We start from the raw sequence: 16782 nt of genomic DNA on the forward strand, positions 1-16782 counted from the left end.
ATGCGCAGCATCGCCCAGCCCGGCGCTCCGCATCCAGAGCGCATCCAATGGGTCAGCGCGCGCGGCCGCGCCTTTTCATTCGTGCTCGAGGCCGGCATTCCGTTGCTCGAAGCCGTGCGCCGCGGCTTTGCGGCAGAAGGATTTTCCGGCGGCGTATTGAGCGCCAGGGGCGGCGCGGTCGGGCCGTTCGCCTATGTGATGCCGGCGCTGTCGAAGGACGGCGTCAACGCCGCGTTCTACAGCGACACGTTCCGTCCCGACGGTGTGACACGCCTCAAGCTTGCGGCGCTGACCTTCGGCGAACGCGACGGCGCGCCGTTCTTTCATTGCCACGGCTTGTGGACCGAGGCCGATGGCCGCTTCAACGGCGGCCACATGCTGCCGGATGAAACCATTGTCGCCGAGCCGTTCGAGGTCAACGCGTTCGGGATCGACGGCGCGACGTTCCTGGCCAAAGCGGACAGCGAGACCAATTTCAAGCTGTTCGGCCCCGTCGCCAGCGCGCCGCGCGGGGCGAAGACCACGAGCCATGCCTTCGCGCTCCGGCTCCGGCCGAACCAGGATTTTGCCTGCGCGCTGGAAGGCTTCTGCCGCCAGCACGGCATCCTGCGCGCGCGGCTGCATGGCGGCGTCGGCTCGACCATCGGGGCCGTCTTCACCGACGGCCACAGCGTGGTGCCGTTCGCGACCGAGCTCGCGGTGACCGCGGGCGAGATCGCACCGGACGCGGATGGCCGGCTGCATGCCGAGCTCGACATCGCGCTGGTCGACTATCTCGGCGGCATCGCCGAGGGACGCCTGGTGCGCGGCGACAACCCGGTGCTGATGACGATGGAGCTGGCGCTGGAGGTGCTGGCGGAGGCGGAGCAGCCGTAGGGGCATGGCATACCCCATCCCCGCGTCGTCCCGGCGAAGGCCGGGACCCATACTCCGCAGCAGTTGTTGTGAGAGGGACTCGTCGTTCCAGCGTCGAGCAACAATACTCATTCGTGGTTGGGTCCCGGCCTTCGCGCCGGGACGACAGGGAGTGTGTCATGCCGCCTGCGCGTCACACATCCGTATTCTCGCGACATGTTTGCCCGAGCGTTGCATTTCGCTCCGCCCTCGCTTGAGCGGAGGGTGCAGGGAAAGCGGTGCTTGCGCCGTCAAGCAACTCAGATGTATGGGCCGCTCACCGCCGCTTGCGGACATCGATGTTGATGTCGAGGTCGATGACGCTGACGCAACGTTGCTCGGTGCGATGCGAGCCGCCCTCGTGCCAACGGCCCTTGCGCAGGCTGATGTCGCTGACATTGGCGAGCCGCAGGCAGCGCCATTGCGGAAGCTTGCCCGAGCTCTCGCCGGCGAACTGCCAGGCCAGCACGACCTCTTCACCGCTTTTGCTGTGGCCGATGATGTGCGGGCAGAGCTCGCGCGGCCGGCCGTCATAGATGCAGACGACCTGCTGCTCGGTGAGGATCGCCTTGCGGAAAAGCATGTAGGCGCGACTTGGCATCGGCTCAGTCGTCGAAGACGCGGAAGACGGCGGCGGCTGTCACCAGTAGCTTGTCGTCGGCGAAGGCTTCCGCATCGACGAAAGCGAAAGTCCGCGTCACCTTTTTCACGGTCGTGCGGCCGATGATCCGTGGACCCGGCGCGGCGCCTCCGACGAAGCGCGTGTCCAGCGAAACGGTCGCGCATTTGCGTTTGGTTGCCATGAACACGGCACTGCCGAGGGCGGTATCGAGAAAGCCGAGGATCGCCCCGCCATGAATGTAGCCGTAGGGATTGCCGTGCCGGTCGTCGCTCTGAAACCCCCATTCAGGCGCGGCGTCGCCGGTCTCACGCCAGTAGTAGGGGCCATTATGGTCGATGAATCCTGGGCGGCTCGGCAGGAGCTTGAACCCTTCCGGAGGCGAGGTTTTCATTTCGGGGATCCCAAACAAGGCTTGCTGATTCCGCGTCGTATGCGCGGGACATTGAACCTAGCATTGTGCACCGACATGCGCGCCAGACCAGTTCGCGTGTTCTTGTTGTGTTCTTGACGGATTCACCTCGATTTGGGATCGTGGTTGGCGCCGCCGCGGCGTGCCGGAAGCAGGACGAATGGCCAGAGGACGACACCGCCCGATCAACATGCCCGCGCCGTATCTGAGGCGCGTCTGGCTCGATCCCGCGCGCATTCCCAATCGCAACGCATATCCATTCGTGCTGCCGCTGCTGCGCGACGATTTCGAGCTCAGCTTCGACAAGGCGATCACCATCATCGTCGGCGAGAACGGCACCGGCAAGTCGACGCTGCTGGAGGGCATCGCCGTGATGGCCGGCTATGACGATGCCGGCGGCGGCAAGGGTTATCGCGCGGTCGACCACAGCAATGCCGTTGAGAAGATGGGCGGCTCGCTTGCGTCGGCGCTGCGTGCCAGCTGGCTACCTAAGATCACGAATGGCTGGTTCTTCCGCGCCGAGAGCTTTCTCTCGGTGGCGCGCTATGTCGACGAGGCCGCGCTGGATGTCGGGGACGTGCCGCCGAACTTCCTGTCCTATTCCCACGGCGAGGGCTTCCTGCGCTTCTTCAACGAGCGTTGCCAGCGGCAGGGCATCTTCATCTTCGACGAGCCGGAATCCGCGCTGTCGCCGTCGCGCCAGATCGAATTTCTCAAGCTGCTGCACCGGATGAACGGCACCGGCCACTGCCAGGTGATCATGGCCACGCATTCACCGGTGCTGATGGCCTATCCGAATGCGACGCTGCTGCGGCTGACGAAATACGGGCTCGAGCCGGTGAACCTGAGGGACACAGATCATTACAAGGTCATGCGCGAGTTCTGCGACGATCCGAAAGGGTTCGTCGAGGCGGCGATCGAGGGGTGAACCCACCGCCCGGCCGGCTTGCCTCCCGGGGAAGCCGCCGGCTGCGACTTCGCTCTGGTGCAAGAAGCCGGTCCCCGATCTAGTCTAGAACCCGGACCATAAACTGCGGCATGCGCCAGACGGCGGATGGCCGACACATATCGGGAGAGAACAAGGATGAGGCGAACGATCGCGCGAGCTTGCGTCGTGGTGGCGGCATTGGCTGTGTTGGGGGCCGCGTGGGCTCACGGGCCGACCCGCCAGAAGGTGCGGGAATCGATCGAGATCGACGCGCCGCAGGCCAAGGTGTGGGCGGTGATCGGCAATTTCCAGGACATGAGCTGGCTCGCCGGCGTCACCAAGACCGAGGGCGAGAAGGGCAACGAGATCGGCGCCACGCGGCGGCTGACGCTGGGGCCCGGCGCCACCGTCGACGAGGAACTCTACAAATACGAACCGGAGATGATGAGCTATTCGTACCGGATCACGGCGGTCGACGTGAAGGTGCTGCCGGTCACCAACTATTCCTCGACGCTGACGGTGTCGCCGGCGCCCGACGGCAAGTCGAAGCTGGAATGGGCCGGCGCGTTCTACCGCGGTTTTCCGAACAATGATCCGCCGCCGGAGCTGAGTGACGAGGCCGCGGTGAAGGCGGTGAGCGGGCTCTACAAGGCCGGGCTCGAAGCGCTGAAGAAGAAGATCGAGAGCGGGACCTGAGCATGATCCGGCAAAGTGCGAAGCGGTTTTCCGACAGGATCATGCTCAAAACAAGGAGCTAGAGCGCGATCATGGTTCGCCCCAATCTCATCGGGCTTTAGCGATGCGCGCGATTGTGCTCGTCGCGCTGCTCGCCAGCCTCGGCGCCGCGCGCGCCGAGGAGGCATTCGTCACCAACCAGCTCAGCGACGACCTCACGGTGGTCGATCTCGCGACCTCGAAGCCGGTCGCGACCATCGCGATCGGCGGCAAGCCCGCCGGCGTTGCCGTCAGCAATGACGGCCGCTTCGCCTATGTGACCAGTCCGGATGCCAAGGCGGTCACCGTGGTCGACGCGTCGACGCGAAAGGTCGTCGGTCGGGTCGATGTCGGCGGCGGGCCGCTCGGCATCGCGGTCGCGCCCGACGGCGCGACGGTCTATGTCGCCGACTGGTACGCCGCCGTGGTGCGGGTGATCGATGCCAGAGAGCGGCGTGTCGCCGCAAGTATCGCGGTCGGTGCATCGCCGTCCGGGCTGGCGGTGACGCCGGATGGGCTGCTGCTGCTGTCGGCGGATCGCGACGATGACAGCGTCTCCATCATCGACGCCGCCTCGCGCGAGCGGCGGGGGATCGTGAAGGTCGGGACGCGGCCGTTCGGGGTCACCATCGATGCCGACGGCAAGCGCGCCTACACCGCCAATGTCGGCACCAACGACGTCTCCGTGATCGACATCGCGACCGCCCGCGAGGTCGGCCGCGTGCATGTCGGCCTGCGCCCCTACGCGGTGGCGCTGGCGCAGGGCCGCGGCTTCGTCACCGACCAGTATGACGGCAAGGTCAGCGTGTTCGACCTCGCGACGTTGCAGCCCGTGAAGCGGATCACGGTCGGCGACTACCCCGAAGGCATCGAGGCGACCGCCGACGGCAAGCGCATCCTGGTCGCGAACTGGGAGAGCAACACGCTGAGCGTGATCGACGCCGCCGAGCTGAAGGTAACTGGCGAGGTCAAGGTCGGCGACGGCCCAAGAGCGTTCGGGGCGTTTCTGAGGAGGACGGAGTAGGTGGAACGTGCGTGGGGTGTCCCAAAATATCGAAAACAACCCCATGCACAGTAGCCGGCGGCGAGCCGGCATTCGACACGGCCACTCGGGAAAAGCGACTTGACGCGTCGGGCAAATCAGCGGTACGTTTTTATTATTCCGAAATTGTGCAAGCGTCCGCCGCCGCAGGATAGAGCCAACCGCGCCCTGCGACCTGTCGCCGAGTTGCGACCCATTGGCTCACCAGCGCGGCAGGCCTATATTATCAGGTAAACACCAGGAAACAGGGAGGATGCCATGCATCATACCTTGGTGCCCAGTGACCGGGTCGAACACGTCTGCGTCTTCGGGCGCGACGGGACGAAACTTGGGTCGATCGAGCGGCTGATGCTCGACAAGGTGAGCGGAACGGTGGCCTACGCCATCATCAAGACCGGCGGCGTGCTGAGTACCCACCACCACTATCCCGTCAGATGGGCCGCGCTGCGATTCGATCCTGTCCGCCAGGCCTTCGAGGCCGAGGTGACGCTGGAGGATTTGCGCGCAGGGCCGTCGGAGTTCGACGGCGACGAGTTCGACTGGGGCGACCGCTCGCAATCGTATACGCACCCGAACTATTGGGCGGTGTAGGGCGTAGTTGAGGCCTGCCGTAGCCCGCATGAGCGAAGCGACATGCGGGAGCGGTCAACTTGTTCGGCTGATAGACCCCGCATATCGCTTCGCTCATGCGGGCTACTTGCTTAGTTCAAGACAGGTATACATGCCCCAATTCAAGCCCGCCGGCTGGCCTTCCGTCATACCGCGAATTATCACGAGCGACCTCACCGGGTTGGCCAGATTCCTTCGAGACGTTTTCGATGCGCAGGGCGATGTCCGCTCCGGAGCGCCGACGGAAATCCGGATCGAAGACTCGGTCATCGCTGATCAGCGATGGCGGAGGCGTGCGCGAGGCCATGCCGGCGTTTCTCTACGTCTATGTTCAGAACACGGACGAGACCTACCGGCGAGCGATCGCGGCAGGCGCTGAATCGATCGAGCTGCCTGCGGATACGCCTTATGGTGACAGACGAGCGACAGTTCGGGATTCATGGGCAAACGTCTGGCAGATCGCTACCTATCGCAGCAATCCGTAGGATGGGTGGAGCGAAGCGATACCCATCGTTCAAGCCGCGAGATGAGTCGATGGGTTTCGCTTCGCTCCGCCCATCCTGCGCGCTACGTGCGACGGGCGTGGTCCGCTCGAAGCAACCACATGACCTGGTCGCGATACTGGGGTGGAAATGCGACAGAAAGCGGATGGTCCGCCGATCGCGACATCTTGCAGACAGCGTCATTCAGAATTGCCACATAGGTCATGGCGTTCGACACGTCGCTAATCAGGGGCACGTCCGCATGCGCTACGAATACGGGACCGTGGGGCAACCATGAGAGATCGCGAATACATTCCTCGAACGCATCCCAAGTGTTGCCAAAGTAATCGGGGAGTCGGAGCTGCGCTGCGAGCGTTGCCAAGAGCGCTGCTTTGCTTGTCACGTTTTCGGGAATGTCTGCGCGCGCCGCAGCGGTGTGTGGAGCGCTGTCATCTTCGAGCGCGAAGCTTGTTTGCAGCCCGCTCACCCTACCAATGTCACTCCGCCGCCTCGCTTGCTGAGCTCTTCCTTGGCTTGCTGTTCGCCTTCTTCAGCACCGGGGCCAGAAACTTGCCGGTGTAGCTGCGCGGTGCCTTGACGATGTCCTCGGGCGGGCCCCAGGCGACGATCTCGCCGCCGCCGTCGCCGCCTTCGGGGCCGAGGTCGATCACCCAGTCGGCGGTCTTGATGACTTCGAGGTTGTGCTCGATCACCACCACCGTGTTGCCCTGGGCGACCAGCTCGTGCAGCACCTCGAGCAGTTTTGCGACGTCATGGAAGTGCAGGCCGGTGGTCGGCTCGTCCAGGATGTAGAGCGTGCGGCCGGTGGCGCGCTTTGACAGTTCCTTGGCGAGCTTGACGCGCTGGGCTTCGCCGCCCGACAGCGTCGTCGCCTGCTGGCCAACATGGATGTAGTCGAGGCCGACGCGGTGCAGGGTCTGGAAGGTCTCGCGCACGCGCGGCACCGCCTTGAAGAATTCGGCAGCTTCCTCGACCGTCATGTCGAGCACGTCGGCGATGCTCTTGCCCTTGAACAGCACCTCCAGGGTCTCGCGGTTGTAGCGCTTGCCCTTGCAGGTGTCGCAGGTGACGTAGACGTCGGGCAGGAAGTGCATCTCGATCTTGATGACGCCGTCGCCCTGGCAGGCCTCGCAGCGGCCGCCCTTGACGTTGAAGGAGAAGCGCCCGGGCTCGTAGCCGCGCGCCTTCGCTTCCGGCAGGCCGGCGAACCATTCGCGGATCGGCGTGAAGGCGCCGGTATAGGTCGCGGGGTTGGAACGCGGCGTGCGGCCGATCGGCGACTGGTCGATGTCGATGATCTTGTCGATGTGCTCGAGGCCCTCGATGCGGTCGTGCGGCGCGGCGCCCTCGCTGGCATTGTTGAGCTTGCGGGCGATCGCGCGGTACAGCGTGTCGATCAGCAGCGTCGACTTGCCGCCGCCGGAGACGCCGGTGACGCAGGTGAACAGGCCGAGCGGGATCTCGGCCGAGACGTTCTTCAGATTGTTGCCGCGGGCGTTGACGACCTTGATGGTGCGCCGGTGGTTCGGCGGCCGCCGGTCGGGCACCGGGACCGAAAGCTCGCCGGTCAGATACTTGCCGGTCAGCGATTTCGGGTTGCGCATGATCTGGTCGGGCGTGCCCTCGGCGACGATGTGGCCGCCATGCATGCCGGCGCCGGGCCCGATATCGAGCACGTAATCGGCAAGGCGGATGGCGTCCTCGTCATGCTCGACCACGACCACGGTGTTGCCGAGGTCGCGCAGCCGCTTCAGCGTGTCGAGCAGGCGGGCATTGTCGCGCTGGTGCAGGCCGATCGACGGCTCGTCCAGCACATAGAGCACGCCGGTGAGGCCCGAGCCGATCTGCGAGGCGAGGCGGATGCGCTGGCTCTCGCCGCCCGACAGCGTGCCGGACGAGCGCGACAGCGTCAGGTAGTTCAGGCCGACGTCGAGCAGGAAGGTCAGGCGCTCGCGGATCTCCTTGAGGATGCGCGTCGCGATCTCGTTCTGCTGGGCGTTCAGCGCCTCCGGCACCGTCTCGAACCATTCGCCGGCGCGCTTCACCGAGAGCTCCGAGATCTCGCCGATATGCTTGCCGCCGATCTTGACGCACAGCGCCTCCGGCTTCAGCCGGTGGCCGTTGCAGCCGGCGCAAGGCACGTCGGAGAAATACTTGCCGAGCTCCTCGCGCGCCCACTCGCTCTCGGTCTCGCGGTAGCGGCGGTTGATGTTGGTGATGACGCCCTCGAACGGCTTCTTGGTGTCGTAGGAGCGGACGCCGTCCTCATAGGAGAACTTGATCTCATCGTCGCCGGAGCCGTGCAGCAGCGCGTTCTGGACCTTCTTGGTGAGGTCCTTCCACTTGGTGTCGAGCGTGAACTTGTAGTGCTTGCCGAGCGCGGTCAGGGTCTGGATGTAATAGGGCGAGGACGATTTCGCCCAGGGCGCGATCGCGCCCTTGCGCAAGGTCAGGTCCTTGTCGGGGATGACGAGGTCCTCGTCGATATGCTGCTCGACGCCGAGGCCGCCGCAGGCCGGGCAAGCGCCATAGGGGTTGTTGAACGAGAACAGGCGCGGCTCGATCTCGGGGATCGTGAAGCCGGAGACCGGACAGGCGAATTTCTCCGAGAACAGGATGCGCTCGGGACCGCTCTTGTCGTGGATCTTCGCGGTCTTCTTCTTGTCCTCTTTCTTGTCGTCCTGCGCGGCCGCCGCCGGCGCGTCGGCGTATTCGATCACGGCGAGGCCCTCGGCGAGCTTCAGCGCGGTCTCAAAGCTTTCCGCAAGACGCTGGGCGAGGTCGGGACGCACCACGATGCGGTCGACCACGACGTCGATGTCGTGCGGGAATTTCTTGTCGAGCGCGGGCGCCTCGGACAGTTCGTAGAAGGTGCCGTCGATCTTGACGCGCTGAAAGCCCTTCTTGAGATACTCGGCGAGCTCCTTCTTGTACTCGCCCTTGCGGCCGCGCACGACCGGCGCCAGCAGGTAGAGGCGGGTGCCTTCCGGCAGCGCCAGCACGCGGTCGACCATCTGCGAGACGATCTGGCTCTCGATCGGCAGGCCGGTGGCCGGCGAATAGGGCACGCCGACGCGCGCCCACAGCAGGCGCATGTAGTCGTAGATCTCGGTGACGGTGCCGACGGTGGAGCGCGGGTTCTTCGACGTGGTCTTCTGCTCGATCGAGATCGCCGGCGACAGGCCGTCGATCTGGTCGACATCCGGCTTCTGCATCATCTCGAGGAACTGGCGCGCATAGGCCGACAGCGATTCGACGTAGCGGCGCTGGCCCTCGGCATAGATGGTGTCGAACGCGAGCGACGACTTGCCGGAGCCGGACAGGCCGGTGAACACCACGAGCTTGTCGCGGGGAATCTCGACGTCGATGTTCTTCAGATTGTGTTCGCGCGCGCCACGGATCGTGATGGCGCGCGATGAGGAGCCGGCGTTCTGTTGGCGCTTCGCCTTGAGCACTTCATCCATAGCGACAGTTCCGGGCGCATGCTTGGGCGCCTTTTGGGCGCGCATCGCCGGTGATGCCGGGACCTTGCGCCGATGGGGAGTGAAGACTGGAACGTAGGAAGAACGGCCAACAATTTCCAGTGCTGAGTCGCGTCCATCAACGGATAGTTTGCCTGATGGCAGCAGCCGTCAGCAGCGCCGGTTCCGCCAGAGCCTTTTGCCGTTCCGATCGAATCGGAACGGGGGCTCCTGATTCCTGCTTTGACGCGTTTTCTTGACGCGAACCGGAATCCACCTCGCTCAAAAACGCTCTTACGCAAAAAGGCCGGCGCGAGGCCGGCCTTTCCGCGCGATCGGATCGCAGATCGATCTTAGTACTTGGCGACGATCGGGCCGCCGAAGTGATAGTTGACGCCGAACTGGGCGCTGTGCAGCTCGAGCGTGCCGGAGGGCACGCCGAAATAGTTTTCGCTGTCGAGGCTGCGATACAGGTATTCGCCCTTGATCGACCACTGCGGCGCGATGAACGCTTCGACGCCGGCGCCGACGGTCCAGCCGGAGTGGAAGTTGCTCTGCGAGGCGGTCACGCCGAGCGCGGTGACGCTGACCTCGTTGTTGACCCAGGCGTAGCCGCCGGTGCCGTAGAACAGCACCTTGTCGACGGCGAAGCCGAGGCGGCCGCGCACGGTGCCGAGCGAGTCGATCTTGCTCCGGGCGGTGACGCCGAGCGCGGAGACCGACGCGTCGATGTCAGCGCCTGCAGCGTCGACCTCGAGGCCGTACACGATGTTGCCGGCCTGCCAGTTGTAGCCGATGGTGCCGCCGCCGAAGCCGCCTTCCATGCTCGGGGTGCCGGAGTTCTCGCTGGCGTAGCCGCCGAAGCCGCCGACGTAGAAGCCGGTCCAGTTGTAGATCGCGACCGGCGGCGGAGCCTTCACGTAAGGCGCGCGCGCCGCCATGTCGGCGGCCATCGCCGGTGCAAAAGCGCTCAGTGCAAACATGCCGGCCGAGGCCAGCAAAACAGTCCTCATTTTCAAAGTCCCAGTCCCATCTTCTTGTTGTCCCTTCAGAGATATTGAAGAGAGCGTCACAGCAGTGTCGCGTGACGTGCTGGCGCTTCTACAGAGAAATGCCGGAACGTGTGTATCCGCGAAACCACAACGCACCGAAAACGGCCCCGGTGAAGTGCGCGTGCACACGCAACGAAAAAGCCGGCGCACAAACAGGCACAAACAAAAAGGCCGGCGCGAGGCCGGCCTTTCGTCTGGATCAATCGGCCTGGCGCGATCAGTAGCGCGCGACGACCGGGCCACCCCACTTGTAGTTCACGCGGACGGTGACGAGGTCGACGTCCTGGCGATCACGGATGGTGCTGTTCAGCGTGCCGTTGGGGGCGATCAGGTTGTAGGTCTTGTCCTGCATGAACAGGTGGTCGTATTCGATGCCCGCGGTCCAGTTCGGTGCGAAGCCGACTTCGATGCCGGCGCCGACAGTGCCGCCCCAGCGGGTGTCGCTGGCGCTGCCGACCAGCACGCCGGTCGGGGTGAAGTAGGTGTTGAAGCGGTTATCGGTCAGCGCCGCGCCGCCCTTGGCGTAGAGCAGCACGTTGTTGACGGCGTAGCCGATCTGGCCGGTGAACAGGCCGAACGCGTCGATCTTGGACTGGTTGGTGAACAGGCCCGGGAAGATCGCGCTGCCGTTGCTGCCCTTCAGGTCAGCCCAGTCGCCCTGCGCTTCAAGGCCGAACACCCAGGCACCGGCCTGCCAGCGGTAGCCGATCTGGCCACCGGCGACGCCGCCGGTAGCGTCATGGCAACCGTCCGAGGCGAGGAAGATGCCGGCCGGGAGCTGGTCCCAGCAATTGTGGCTCGAGCCCCAGCCGCCGTTGGCGCCGATGTAGAAACCGGTCCAGTCATAGATCGGGGCAACCACCGGCGGCGGCGCCTTGGTGTAGGGGCGCGCAGCGAGATCGGCGGCCGCGGCAGGCGCAGCAAACGCAATCAGAGCAACCGTACCGAGCAAAAACTTCTTCATTATCAGTCCCCCAATTCCCCGATCGGCTTCCAAACGGTCCCGAAGCACGATCCCAGACGCGAGCGCCCGCGCCATGATTGGAGCTATACGCTGATTCAACCGGAAACGCAGTCTCCCAAATGCAACACTCCCGGGAGAAGTAACAGTAAGGCAAGGTGCTGATTTGTTTGTTGTTTTTCTAAATCTCGTTGCCGGGTGTCGGCCGGTGCCGAGATCGACTGCCGCTCGGTCGGCACTGGCCGTTTCTACGGCTGGTTGTGCGAACAAAACTGGAACAATTCCGGATGCGATGCTATATCTTGAATATCGTGGATAACCGGCGTGAGGGCAAAGGCGGCGAGCCGGCACCGGCGTATAGGGTCATCCACGACGCCTGCGACGCAAGTGGCGAAGGTTGAGAGTGGCGGCCGATGTCCGGACGCCCGGTTTTTGAGTGGAGATGATGCGATGGCAGGAAGCGTGAACAAGGTGATCCTGGTGGGAAATCTCGGCAAGGATCCGGAAATCCGGCGGACGCAGGACGGCCGTCCGATCGCAAACCTTTCCATCGCCACCTCGGAAACCTGGCGCGACAAGGGCACCGGCGAGCGCAAGGAAAAGACCGAGTGGCACCGCGTCGTGATCTTCAACGAGGGCCTCTGCAAGGTCGCCGAGCAGTATCTGAAGAAGGGCGCCAAGGTGTACATCGAGGGTCAGCTGCAGACCCGCAAATGGACCGACCAGAGCGGCGTCGAGAAGTACTCGACCGAAGTCGTGCTGCAGGGCTTCAACTCCAACCTCACCATGCTCGACGGGCGGGGCGGCGGAGGCGGCAGCTTCTCTGATGATGCCGGCAGCGATTTCGGCTCGTCCGGACCGGTCAGCTCGGCGCCGCGCCGCGCCGTCGCCGCGGGTGGCGGCAGCCGCAACAGCGACATGGACGACGACATCCCGTTCTGAGGAGCGGTCGCGCTTCCATCCGTTCCGTCAGGCGCCGTTCCGTGAAGATCATTCTCCGGAACGGTTGTTGCGATCCGGAGTAGCAATTTCCTCGTGTGGAATATGAAGATAACCCGGTAACTATCTGTCGGAACGGCGCTGATCCTCCGTGCAGTGATGCGGGTTCCTTGGACTTTGACACAGGTGAATGTAAATGATATTTACATTTGCCTGCGGCAATTGATGTCTGGCCGCGAGCTTCACTCGAGGGCCGCCATCATGAGCCTCGCGCCATTGCTCGACGCCACGCCTGCGATCCCGCTCCACGCCTTTGCCGCGATGGCCGCCTTCGTGCTCGGCTCTATCCAGCTCGCCGCCCCCAAAGGCACGCTGCCGCACCGGACCCTGGGCGGATCTGGGTGATCCTGATGCTGGTGGTCGCTGGAAGCTCGTTCTGGATCCATCAGATCCAGCTGGTCGGTCCCTGGAGCCCGATCCACCTGCTGTCGATCTTCTCGCTGGCGATGCTGGTGCTCGGCGTAATGGCGGCTCGGAGCCACAATGTCCGCCGCCACAGGTTCACGATGATCGGCATCTTCTTCGGCGCACTGCTCATCGCCGGACTGTTCACCTTGATGCCCGGGCGGATCATGCATGCGGTGGTTTTCGGCCAGTGACGGAAGAGGCGAGCAGCCTATGGCGAGTGGCGAATAGGGATTTTTCCGTTCGCTCTTCGCCATTCGCTGCACGCTTCCCGACCAAGCAGCCGGAACCTCGGTGTCCAACCCCTAAGTGCATGAAAAAACGAACGGAAAAACGGCTTGCCGGAGCCGCCCGAGGGTGGTTATCAGGCCTCCGATGGGCTATATGATTCCCCAGTAGAACCGACCGGATTTCCCCTTTGTCCGATAACGACGACCACAAGCCCGGCGAGCCGCCGGGACCCTCAGATATTCGTCCCGTTTCCATTCTCGACGAGATGAAGAAGTCCTACCTCGATTACGCGATGAGCGTGATCGTGTCGCGTGCGCTGCCCGATGCGCGCGACGGGCTCAAGCCGGTGCACCGGCGCATCCTCTATTCGATGCATGAGCAGGGACATACGCCGGACAAGAAATACGTGAAATCCGCGCGCGTCGTCGGCGACGTGATCGGTAAATATCACCCGCATGGCGACCAGTCGATTTACGACGCGATGGTCCGCATGGCGCAGGATTTCTCGCTGCGCGTGCCGCTGATCGACGGCCAGGGCAATTTCGGTTCGGTCGACGGCGATCCGCCGGCCGCCTATCGATATACGGAAGCGCGGCTGACCCGGGCGGCGCTTGCCGTTCTGGCCGACATCGACATGGAAACCGTCGATTTCCAGCCGAACTACGACAACTCCGAGAAGGAGCCGTCGGTTCTGCCGGCCCGGTTCCCGAACCTGCTGGTCAATGGCGCCGGCGGCATCGCCGTCGGCATGGCGACCAACATCCCGCCGCACAATCTCGGCGAGGTCGTCGACGCCTGCGTGGCGCTGATCGACAATCCGGCGCTCACGATCGACGAACTGATCGACATCATTCCCGGACCGGACTTCCCGACCGGCGGCGTCATCCTGGGCCGCCAGGGCATTCGCAGCGCCTACCATCTCGGCCGTGGCTCGATCGTGATGCGCGGCAAGGTGACGATCGACACCATCCGCAAGGACCGTGAAGCGATCGTCATCACCGAGATTCCCTATCAGGTGAACAAGGCGACGATGGTCGAGCGCATCGCCGATCTCGTCAAAGAGAAGAAGATCGAGGGCATCGGGGACCTGCGCGACGAGTCCGATCGCGACGGCTATCGCGTCGTCATCGAACTGAAGCGCGAAGCGGTGCCCGACGTGGTGCTGAACCAGCTCTACCGGTTCACACCGCTGCAGACCAATTTCCCGGCCAACATGCTGGCGCTGGATTCCGGCCGTCCGCAGACGATGAATCTGAAGGACCTGCTCACCATCTTCGTCGCGTTCCGCGAGCAGGTGGTGACCCGGCGGACCAAGTTCCTGCTCGGCAAGGCGCGAGACCGCGCCCACATCCTGGTCGGCCTCGCGATCGCGGTCGCCAACATCGATGAGATCATCCGCGTCATCCGGACCTCGCCCGATCCGAACACCGCGCGCGAGGCCCTGATGTCGCGTGACTGGCCGGCGCGCGACGTCGAGGCGATGATCACGCTGATCGACGATCCCCGGCATCGCATCAACGAGGACGGCACGCTGCGGCTGTCGATGGAGCAGGCCAGGGCCATCCTCGACCTTCGGCTGCAGCGCCTGACCGCGCTGGGGCGGGACGAGATTTCCGAAGAGCTCGACAAGCTCGCCGCCGAGATCGCCGACTATCTCGACATCCTGCGCTCGCGTGCGCGCGTGCAGGGCATCGTCAAGACCGAACTCGCCGAGGTGAAGCAGCAGTTCGCCACGCCGCGCAAGACCGAGATCATCGAGCAGGAAGGCGAGGTCGAGGACGAGGACCTGATCCAGCGCGAGGACATGGTCGTGACCGTGTCGCACGCGGGCTACGTCAAGCGCGTGCCGCTGTCGACCTACCGGGCGCAGCGCCGCGGCGGCAAGGGCCGCGCCGGCATGCAGACCCGCGACGAGGATTTCGTCTCGCGCCTGTTCGTGGCGTCCACGCACACGCCGGTGCTGTTCTTCTCGTCGCGCGGTCAGGTCTACAAGGAAAAGGTCTGGCGGCTGCCGATGGCAGCGCCGAACGCGCGCGGCAAGGCGCTGATCAATATCCTGCCGCTGGAGCAGGGCGAGCGCATCACCACCATCATGCCGCTGCCGGAGGATGAATCCTCCTGGGCCAATCTCGACGTGATGTTCGCGACGACCGGCGGCACGGTTCGCCGCAACAAGCTGTCTGATTTCGTCGACGTCCGCCGCTCCGGCATCATCGCGATGAAGCTCGGTGAAGGCGAGGCGATCGTCGACGTGCAGATCTGCACCGAGCGCGACGACGTGCTGCTGACCGCCGCCGGCGGCCAGTGCATCCGTTTCCCCGTCACCGATGTGCGTGTCTTCACCGGCCGCACCTCGATGGGCGTGCGCGGCATCGCGCTGGCCGAGGCCGACAAGCTGATCTCGCTGGCGATCCTGCGCCATGTCGAGACCACCTCGGACGAGCGCTCGGCCTACCTGAAGATGCGCCGCGCCGTGGCCGGCGAAGCCGCGGCCGAGGAGCCGGTCGAGGCCGAAGGCGAGGAGACCGCGAATGCGATCCAGCTGTCGCAGGAGCGCTATGCCGAGCTGTCGGCGGCCGAGCAGGTCGTGCTGACCGTCTCCGTCAACGGCTATGGGAAGCGGACCTCGTCCTACGAGTACCGCACCACCGGCCGCGGCGGCAAAGGCATCGTCGCGATGAGCGTCAACAACCGCAACGGCAACCTGGTGGCATCGTTCCCGGTCGAGGACGCCGACCAGATCATGCTGGTCACCGACAAGGGCCAGCTGATCCGCTGCCCGGTGGCGGACATCCGCGTCGCCGGCCGCTCAACCCAGGGCGTGATCGTGTTCGACACCGCCGAGGACGAGCACGTGGTCTCGGTCGAGCACATTCCGGAAGAGGAAAACGGCGAGAACGGCAACGGCGGCTAGCGCCGCCGGGCCGTTGAATTTCCTGTAGCCCGGATGAAGCGAAGCGAAATCCGGGCTACGCCAAGGTATTCGCGGCGCGTTCCAACTCCTCGGTGATCTTCGGGAGCGCGTCCATCTTCCCGATCTGGGCGAACCAGCACCACAGCTCGAGCGTCGAGGCCAGCCGGTAGAGGGCGATCGTGGCTTCCCAATCAGAACGGTCGCTCGCGCCATAACCCGCGAGCAATCCGTCGCGCTTCGGCGCGTCCTTCGGCGTGAAGTAGTAGAGCGCCTTGGCGACGTCCATCAGCGGATCGCCGGCGGTGGCATTCTCGAAATCGACGATGCCGGTGAGACGCGGCTGCCCCTCCGGTGTCACCAGCACGTTGCCGGCGTGGAAGTCATAGTGGCAGAGGCGGGGCGTGTCGGCTGCGTCGAGCAGGACGCTGCGCGCCAGGATGCCGGCCCGCAGCCGCGCGGCCAGCGCTTCGTCCCCGCCGCGCGTGCAAAACTCGGTCAGCTTCCGCTCGAACTGCGCGGACATGTAGGCGCGGTTGGTCGGGTGCGACGTCCAGACGCCGTGCGGGCCGATATAGCCGAAGCTGTCGAGCGTGATGCCATTGATATGGCGGAGCGCCGCGCCCATGGCGGCGTAGATCGAAAACAGCTCCTGATCCGTCAGCGCCGCCTCGCGGTTGCCGAGCACGACGCCGTCGAGCTTGCTCATCAGCACAAAATTGAAGTCGATCAGCGCGCGGCTGTCATCGGCCATGAGGGTGCGGGGAATGGCAATGCCGGCGTCGCGCACAAGACCAAGGACATAGACCTCCTTCGCCATCTTCCATTGCAGCTGGGCGGGATAGACCTTGAGGATGCAGCTTGGCGCGTCGGCCCGCGTGATCTCGAGGATCGTGCTGATCTTGCCGCCGCGCAGTTCGGTGATGGCTGCCACGGGCGATCCCGGCGCAACCCGATCAATGATCGCCTGCACCTGGTCGATCGAAATCTCCAGCCGCGGCTTCAGCTGAAGAGGCGGATCGTCTGACATGTCCGCATCCG

General features: G+C 64.5%; 15 protein-coding genes and 2 pseudogenes. 10 read left to right on the forward strand and 7 right to left on the reverse strand.

Annotated elements, in window-relative coordinates:
- A complete protein-coding gene (locus tag XI02_RS21660) occupies positions 1 to 876 on the forward strand; it encodes a PCC domain-containing protein (protein WP_172648017.1) in 876 nt (291 codons plus the stop codon).
- Between the two features lie 295 nt (positions 877 to 1171).
- On the opposite strand, the gene XI02_RS21665 is transcribed toward XI02_RS21660, so the two are convergent.
- Positions 1172 to 1495, reverse strand: coding sequence for a hypothetical protein (locus XI02_RS21665; RefSeq protein ID WP_172648016.1), 324 nt, complete (start codon positions 1493 to 1495; stop codon positions 1172 to 1174).
- A gap of 4 nt (positions 1496 to 1499) precedes the next feature.
- Positions 1500 to 1925, reverse strand: a complete 426-nt coding sequence (locus XI02_RS21670; RefSeq protein WP_244980682.1) for a PaaI family thioesterase — start codon at positions 1923 to 1925, stop codon at positions 1500 to 1502.
- Positions 1926 to 2196: 271 nt separating this feature from the next.
- Here XI02_RS21670 and XI02_RS46405 point away from each other — a divergent pair.
- From XI02_RS46405 to XI02_RS21695, 6 genes and pseudogenes are all read left to right on the forward strand, one after another.
- Positions 2197 to 2292 (forward strand): annotated as a pseudogene (locus tag XI02_RS46405) (AAA family ATPase); the annotation flags it as partial.
- Positions 2293 to 2370: 78 nt separating this feature from the next.
- On the forward strand, positions 2371 to 2853 hold the full coding sequence (locus tag XI02_RS46410; RefSeq protein ID WP_370168832.1) for an AAA family ATPase: 483 nt from the start codon (positions 2371 to 2373) through the stop codon (positions 2851 to 2853).
- Between the two features lie 156 nt (positions 2854 to 3009).
- A complete protein-coding gene (locus XI02_RS21680; RefSeq protein WP_028340757.1) occupies positions 3010 to 3549 on the forward strand; it encodes an SRPBCC family protein in 540 nt (179 codons plus the stop codon).
- A gap of 103 nt (positions 3550 to 3652) precedes the next feature.
- The gene (locus XI02_RS21685; protein WP_172648014.1) at positions 3653 to 4591 is read left to right on the forward strand and encodes a cytochrome D1 domain-containing protein; all 939 of its coding nucleotides are present in this window, start codon (positions 3653 to 3655) and stop codon (positions 4589 to 4591) included.
- Between the two features lie 276 nt (positions 4592 to 4867).
- Complete coding sequence (locus tag XI02_RS21690; protein WP_172648013.1) at positions 4868 to 5200, forward strand: PRC-barrel domain-containing protein; 333 nt, start codon at positions 4868 to 4870, stop codon at positions 5198 to 5200.
- Positions 5201 to 5427: 227 nt separating this feature from the next.
- Positions 5428 to 5703, forward strand: coding sequence for a hypothetical protein (locus tag XI02_RS21695; protein ID WP_197971314.1), 276 nt, complete (start codon positions 5428 to 5430; stop codon positions 5701 to 5703).
- Between the two features lie 82 nt (positions 5704 to 5785).
- On the opposite strand, the gene XI02_RS21700 is transcribed toward XI02_RS21695, so the two are convergent.
- From XI02_RS21700 to XI02_RS21715, 4 genes are all read right to left on the reverse strand, one after another.
- Positions 5786 to 6187 (reverse strand): barstar family protein, encoded by a 402-nt coding sequence (locus XI02_RS21700; RefSeq protein ID WP_172648012.1) that lies wholly within the window; start codon positions 6185 to 6187, stop codon positions 5786 to 5788.
- Positions 6188 to 6197: 10 nt separating this feature from the next.
- Positions 6198 to 9185 carry an excinuclease ABC subunit UvrA gene (gene uvrA, locus XI02_RS21705; RefSeq protein WP_172648011.1) on the reverse strand — a complete coding sequence of 996 codons (2988 nt, stop codon included), beginning with the start codon at positions 9183 to 9185 and terminating at the stop codon, positions 6198 to 6200.
- Positions 9186 to 9535: 350 nt separating this feature from the next.
- The gene (locus XI02_RS21710) at positions 9536 to 10195 is read right to left on the reverse strand and encodes an outer membrane protein (protein WP_172648010.1); all 660 of its coding nucleotides are present in this window, start codon (positions 10193 to 10195) and stop codon (positions 9536 to 9538) included.
- A gap of 256 nt (positions 10196 to 10451) precedes the next feature.
- Positions 10452 to 11198: an outer membrane protein gene (locus tag XI02_RS21715; RefSeq protein WP_018271555.1), complete on the reverse strand. Its 747-nt coding sequence runs from the start codon at positions 11196 to 11198 to the stop codon at positions 10452 to 10454.
- A 447-nt stretch (positions 11199 to 11645) separates the two neighbouring features.
- Here XI02_RS21715 and XI02_RS21720 point away from each other — a divergent pair, with 447 nt between their 5' ends.
- The 3 genes and pseudogenes from XI02_RS21720 (at position 11646) to gyrA (ending at position 15744) form a co-directional block, all read left to right on the forward strand.
- The gene (locus XI02_RS21720) at positions 11646 to 12137 is read left to right on the forward strand and encodes a single-stranded DNA-binding protein (RefSeq protein ID WP_018271556.1); all 492 of its coding nucleotides are present in this window, start codon (positions 11646 to 11648) and stop codon (positions 12135 to 12137) included.
- A 258-nt stretch (positions 12138 to 12395) separates the two neighbouring features.
- Positions 12396 to 12793, forward strand: a pseudogene (locus tag XI02_RS21725) (DUF2306 domain-containing protein).
- 224 nt (positions 12794 to 13017) lie between these two features.
- Complete coding sequence (gyrA, locus tag XI02_RS21730; RefSeq protein ID WP_038381109.1) at positions 13018 to 15744, forward strand: DNA gyrase subunit A; 2727 nt, start codon at positions 13018 to 13020, stop codon at positions 15742 to 15744.
- A 55-nt stretch (positions 15745 to 15799) separates the two neighbouring features.
- On the opposite strand, the gene XI02_RS21735 is transcribed toward gyrA, so the two are convergent.
- Positions 15800 to 16771, reverse strand: a complete 972-nt coding sequence (locus XI02_RS21735) for a phosphotransferase family protein (protein ID WP_069278390.1) — start codon at positions 16769 to 16771, stop codon at positions 15800 to 15802.
- Positions 16772 to 16782: the final 11 nt, after the last annotated feature.

It is taken from the genome of Bradyrhizobium sp. CCBAU 21365, from assembly GCF_015291305.1.
GTDB lineage: Bacteria > Pseudomonadota > Alphaproteobacteria > Rhizobiales > Xanthobacteraceae > Bradyrhizobium > Bradyrhizobium elkanii.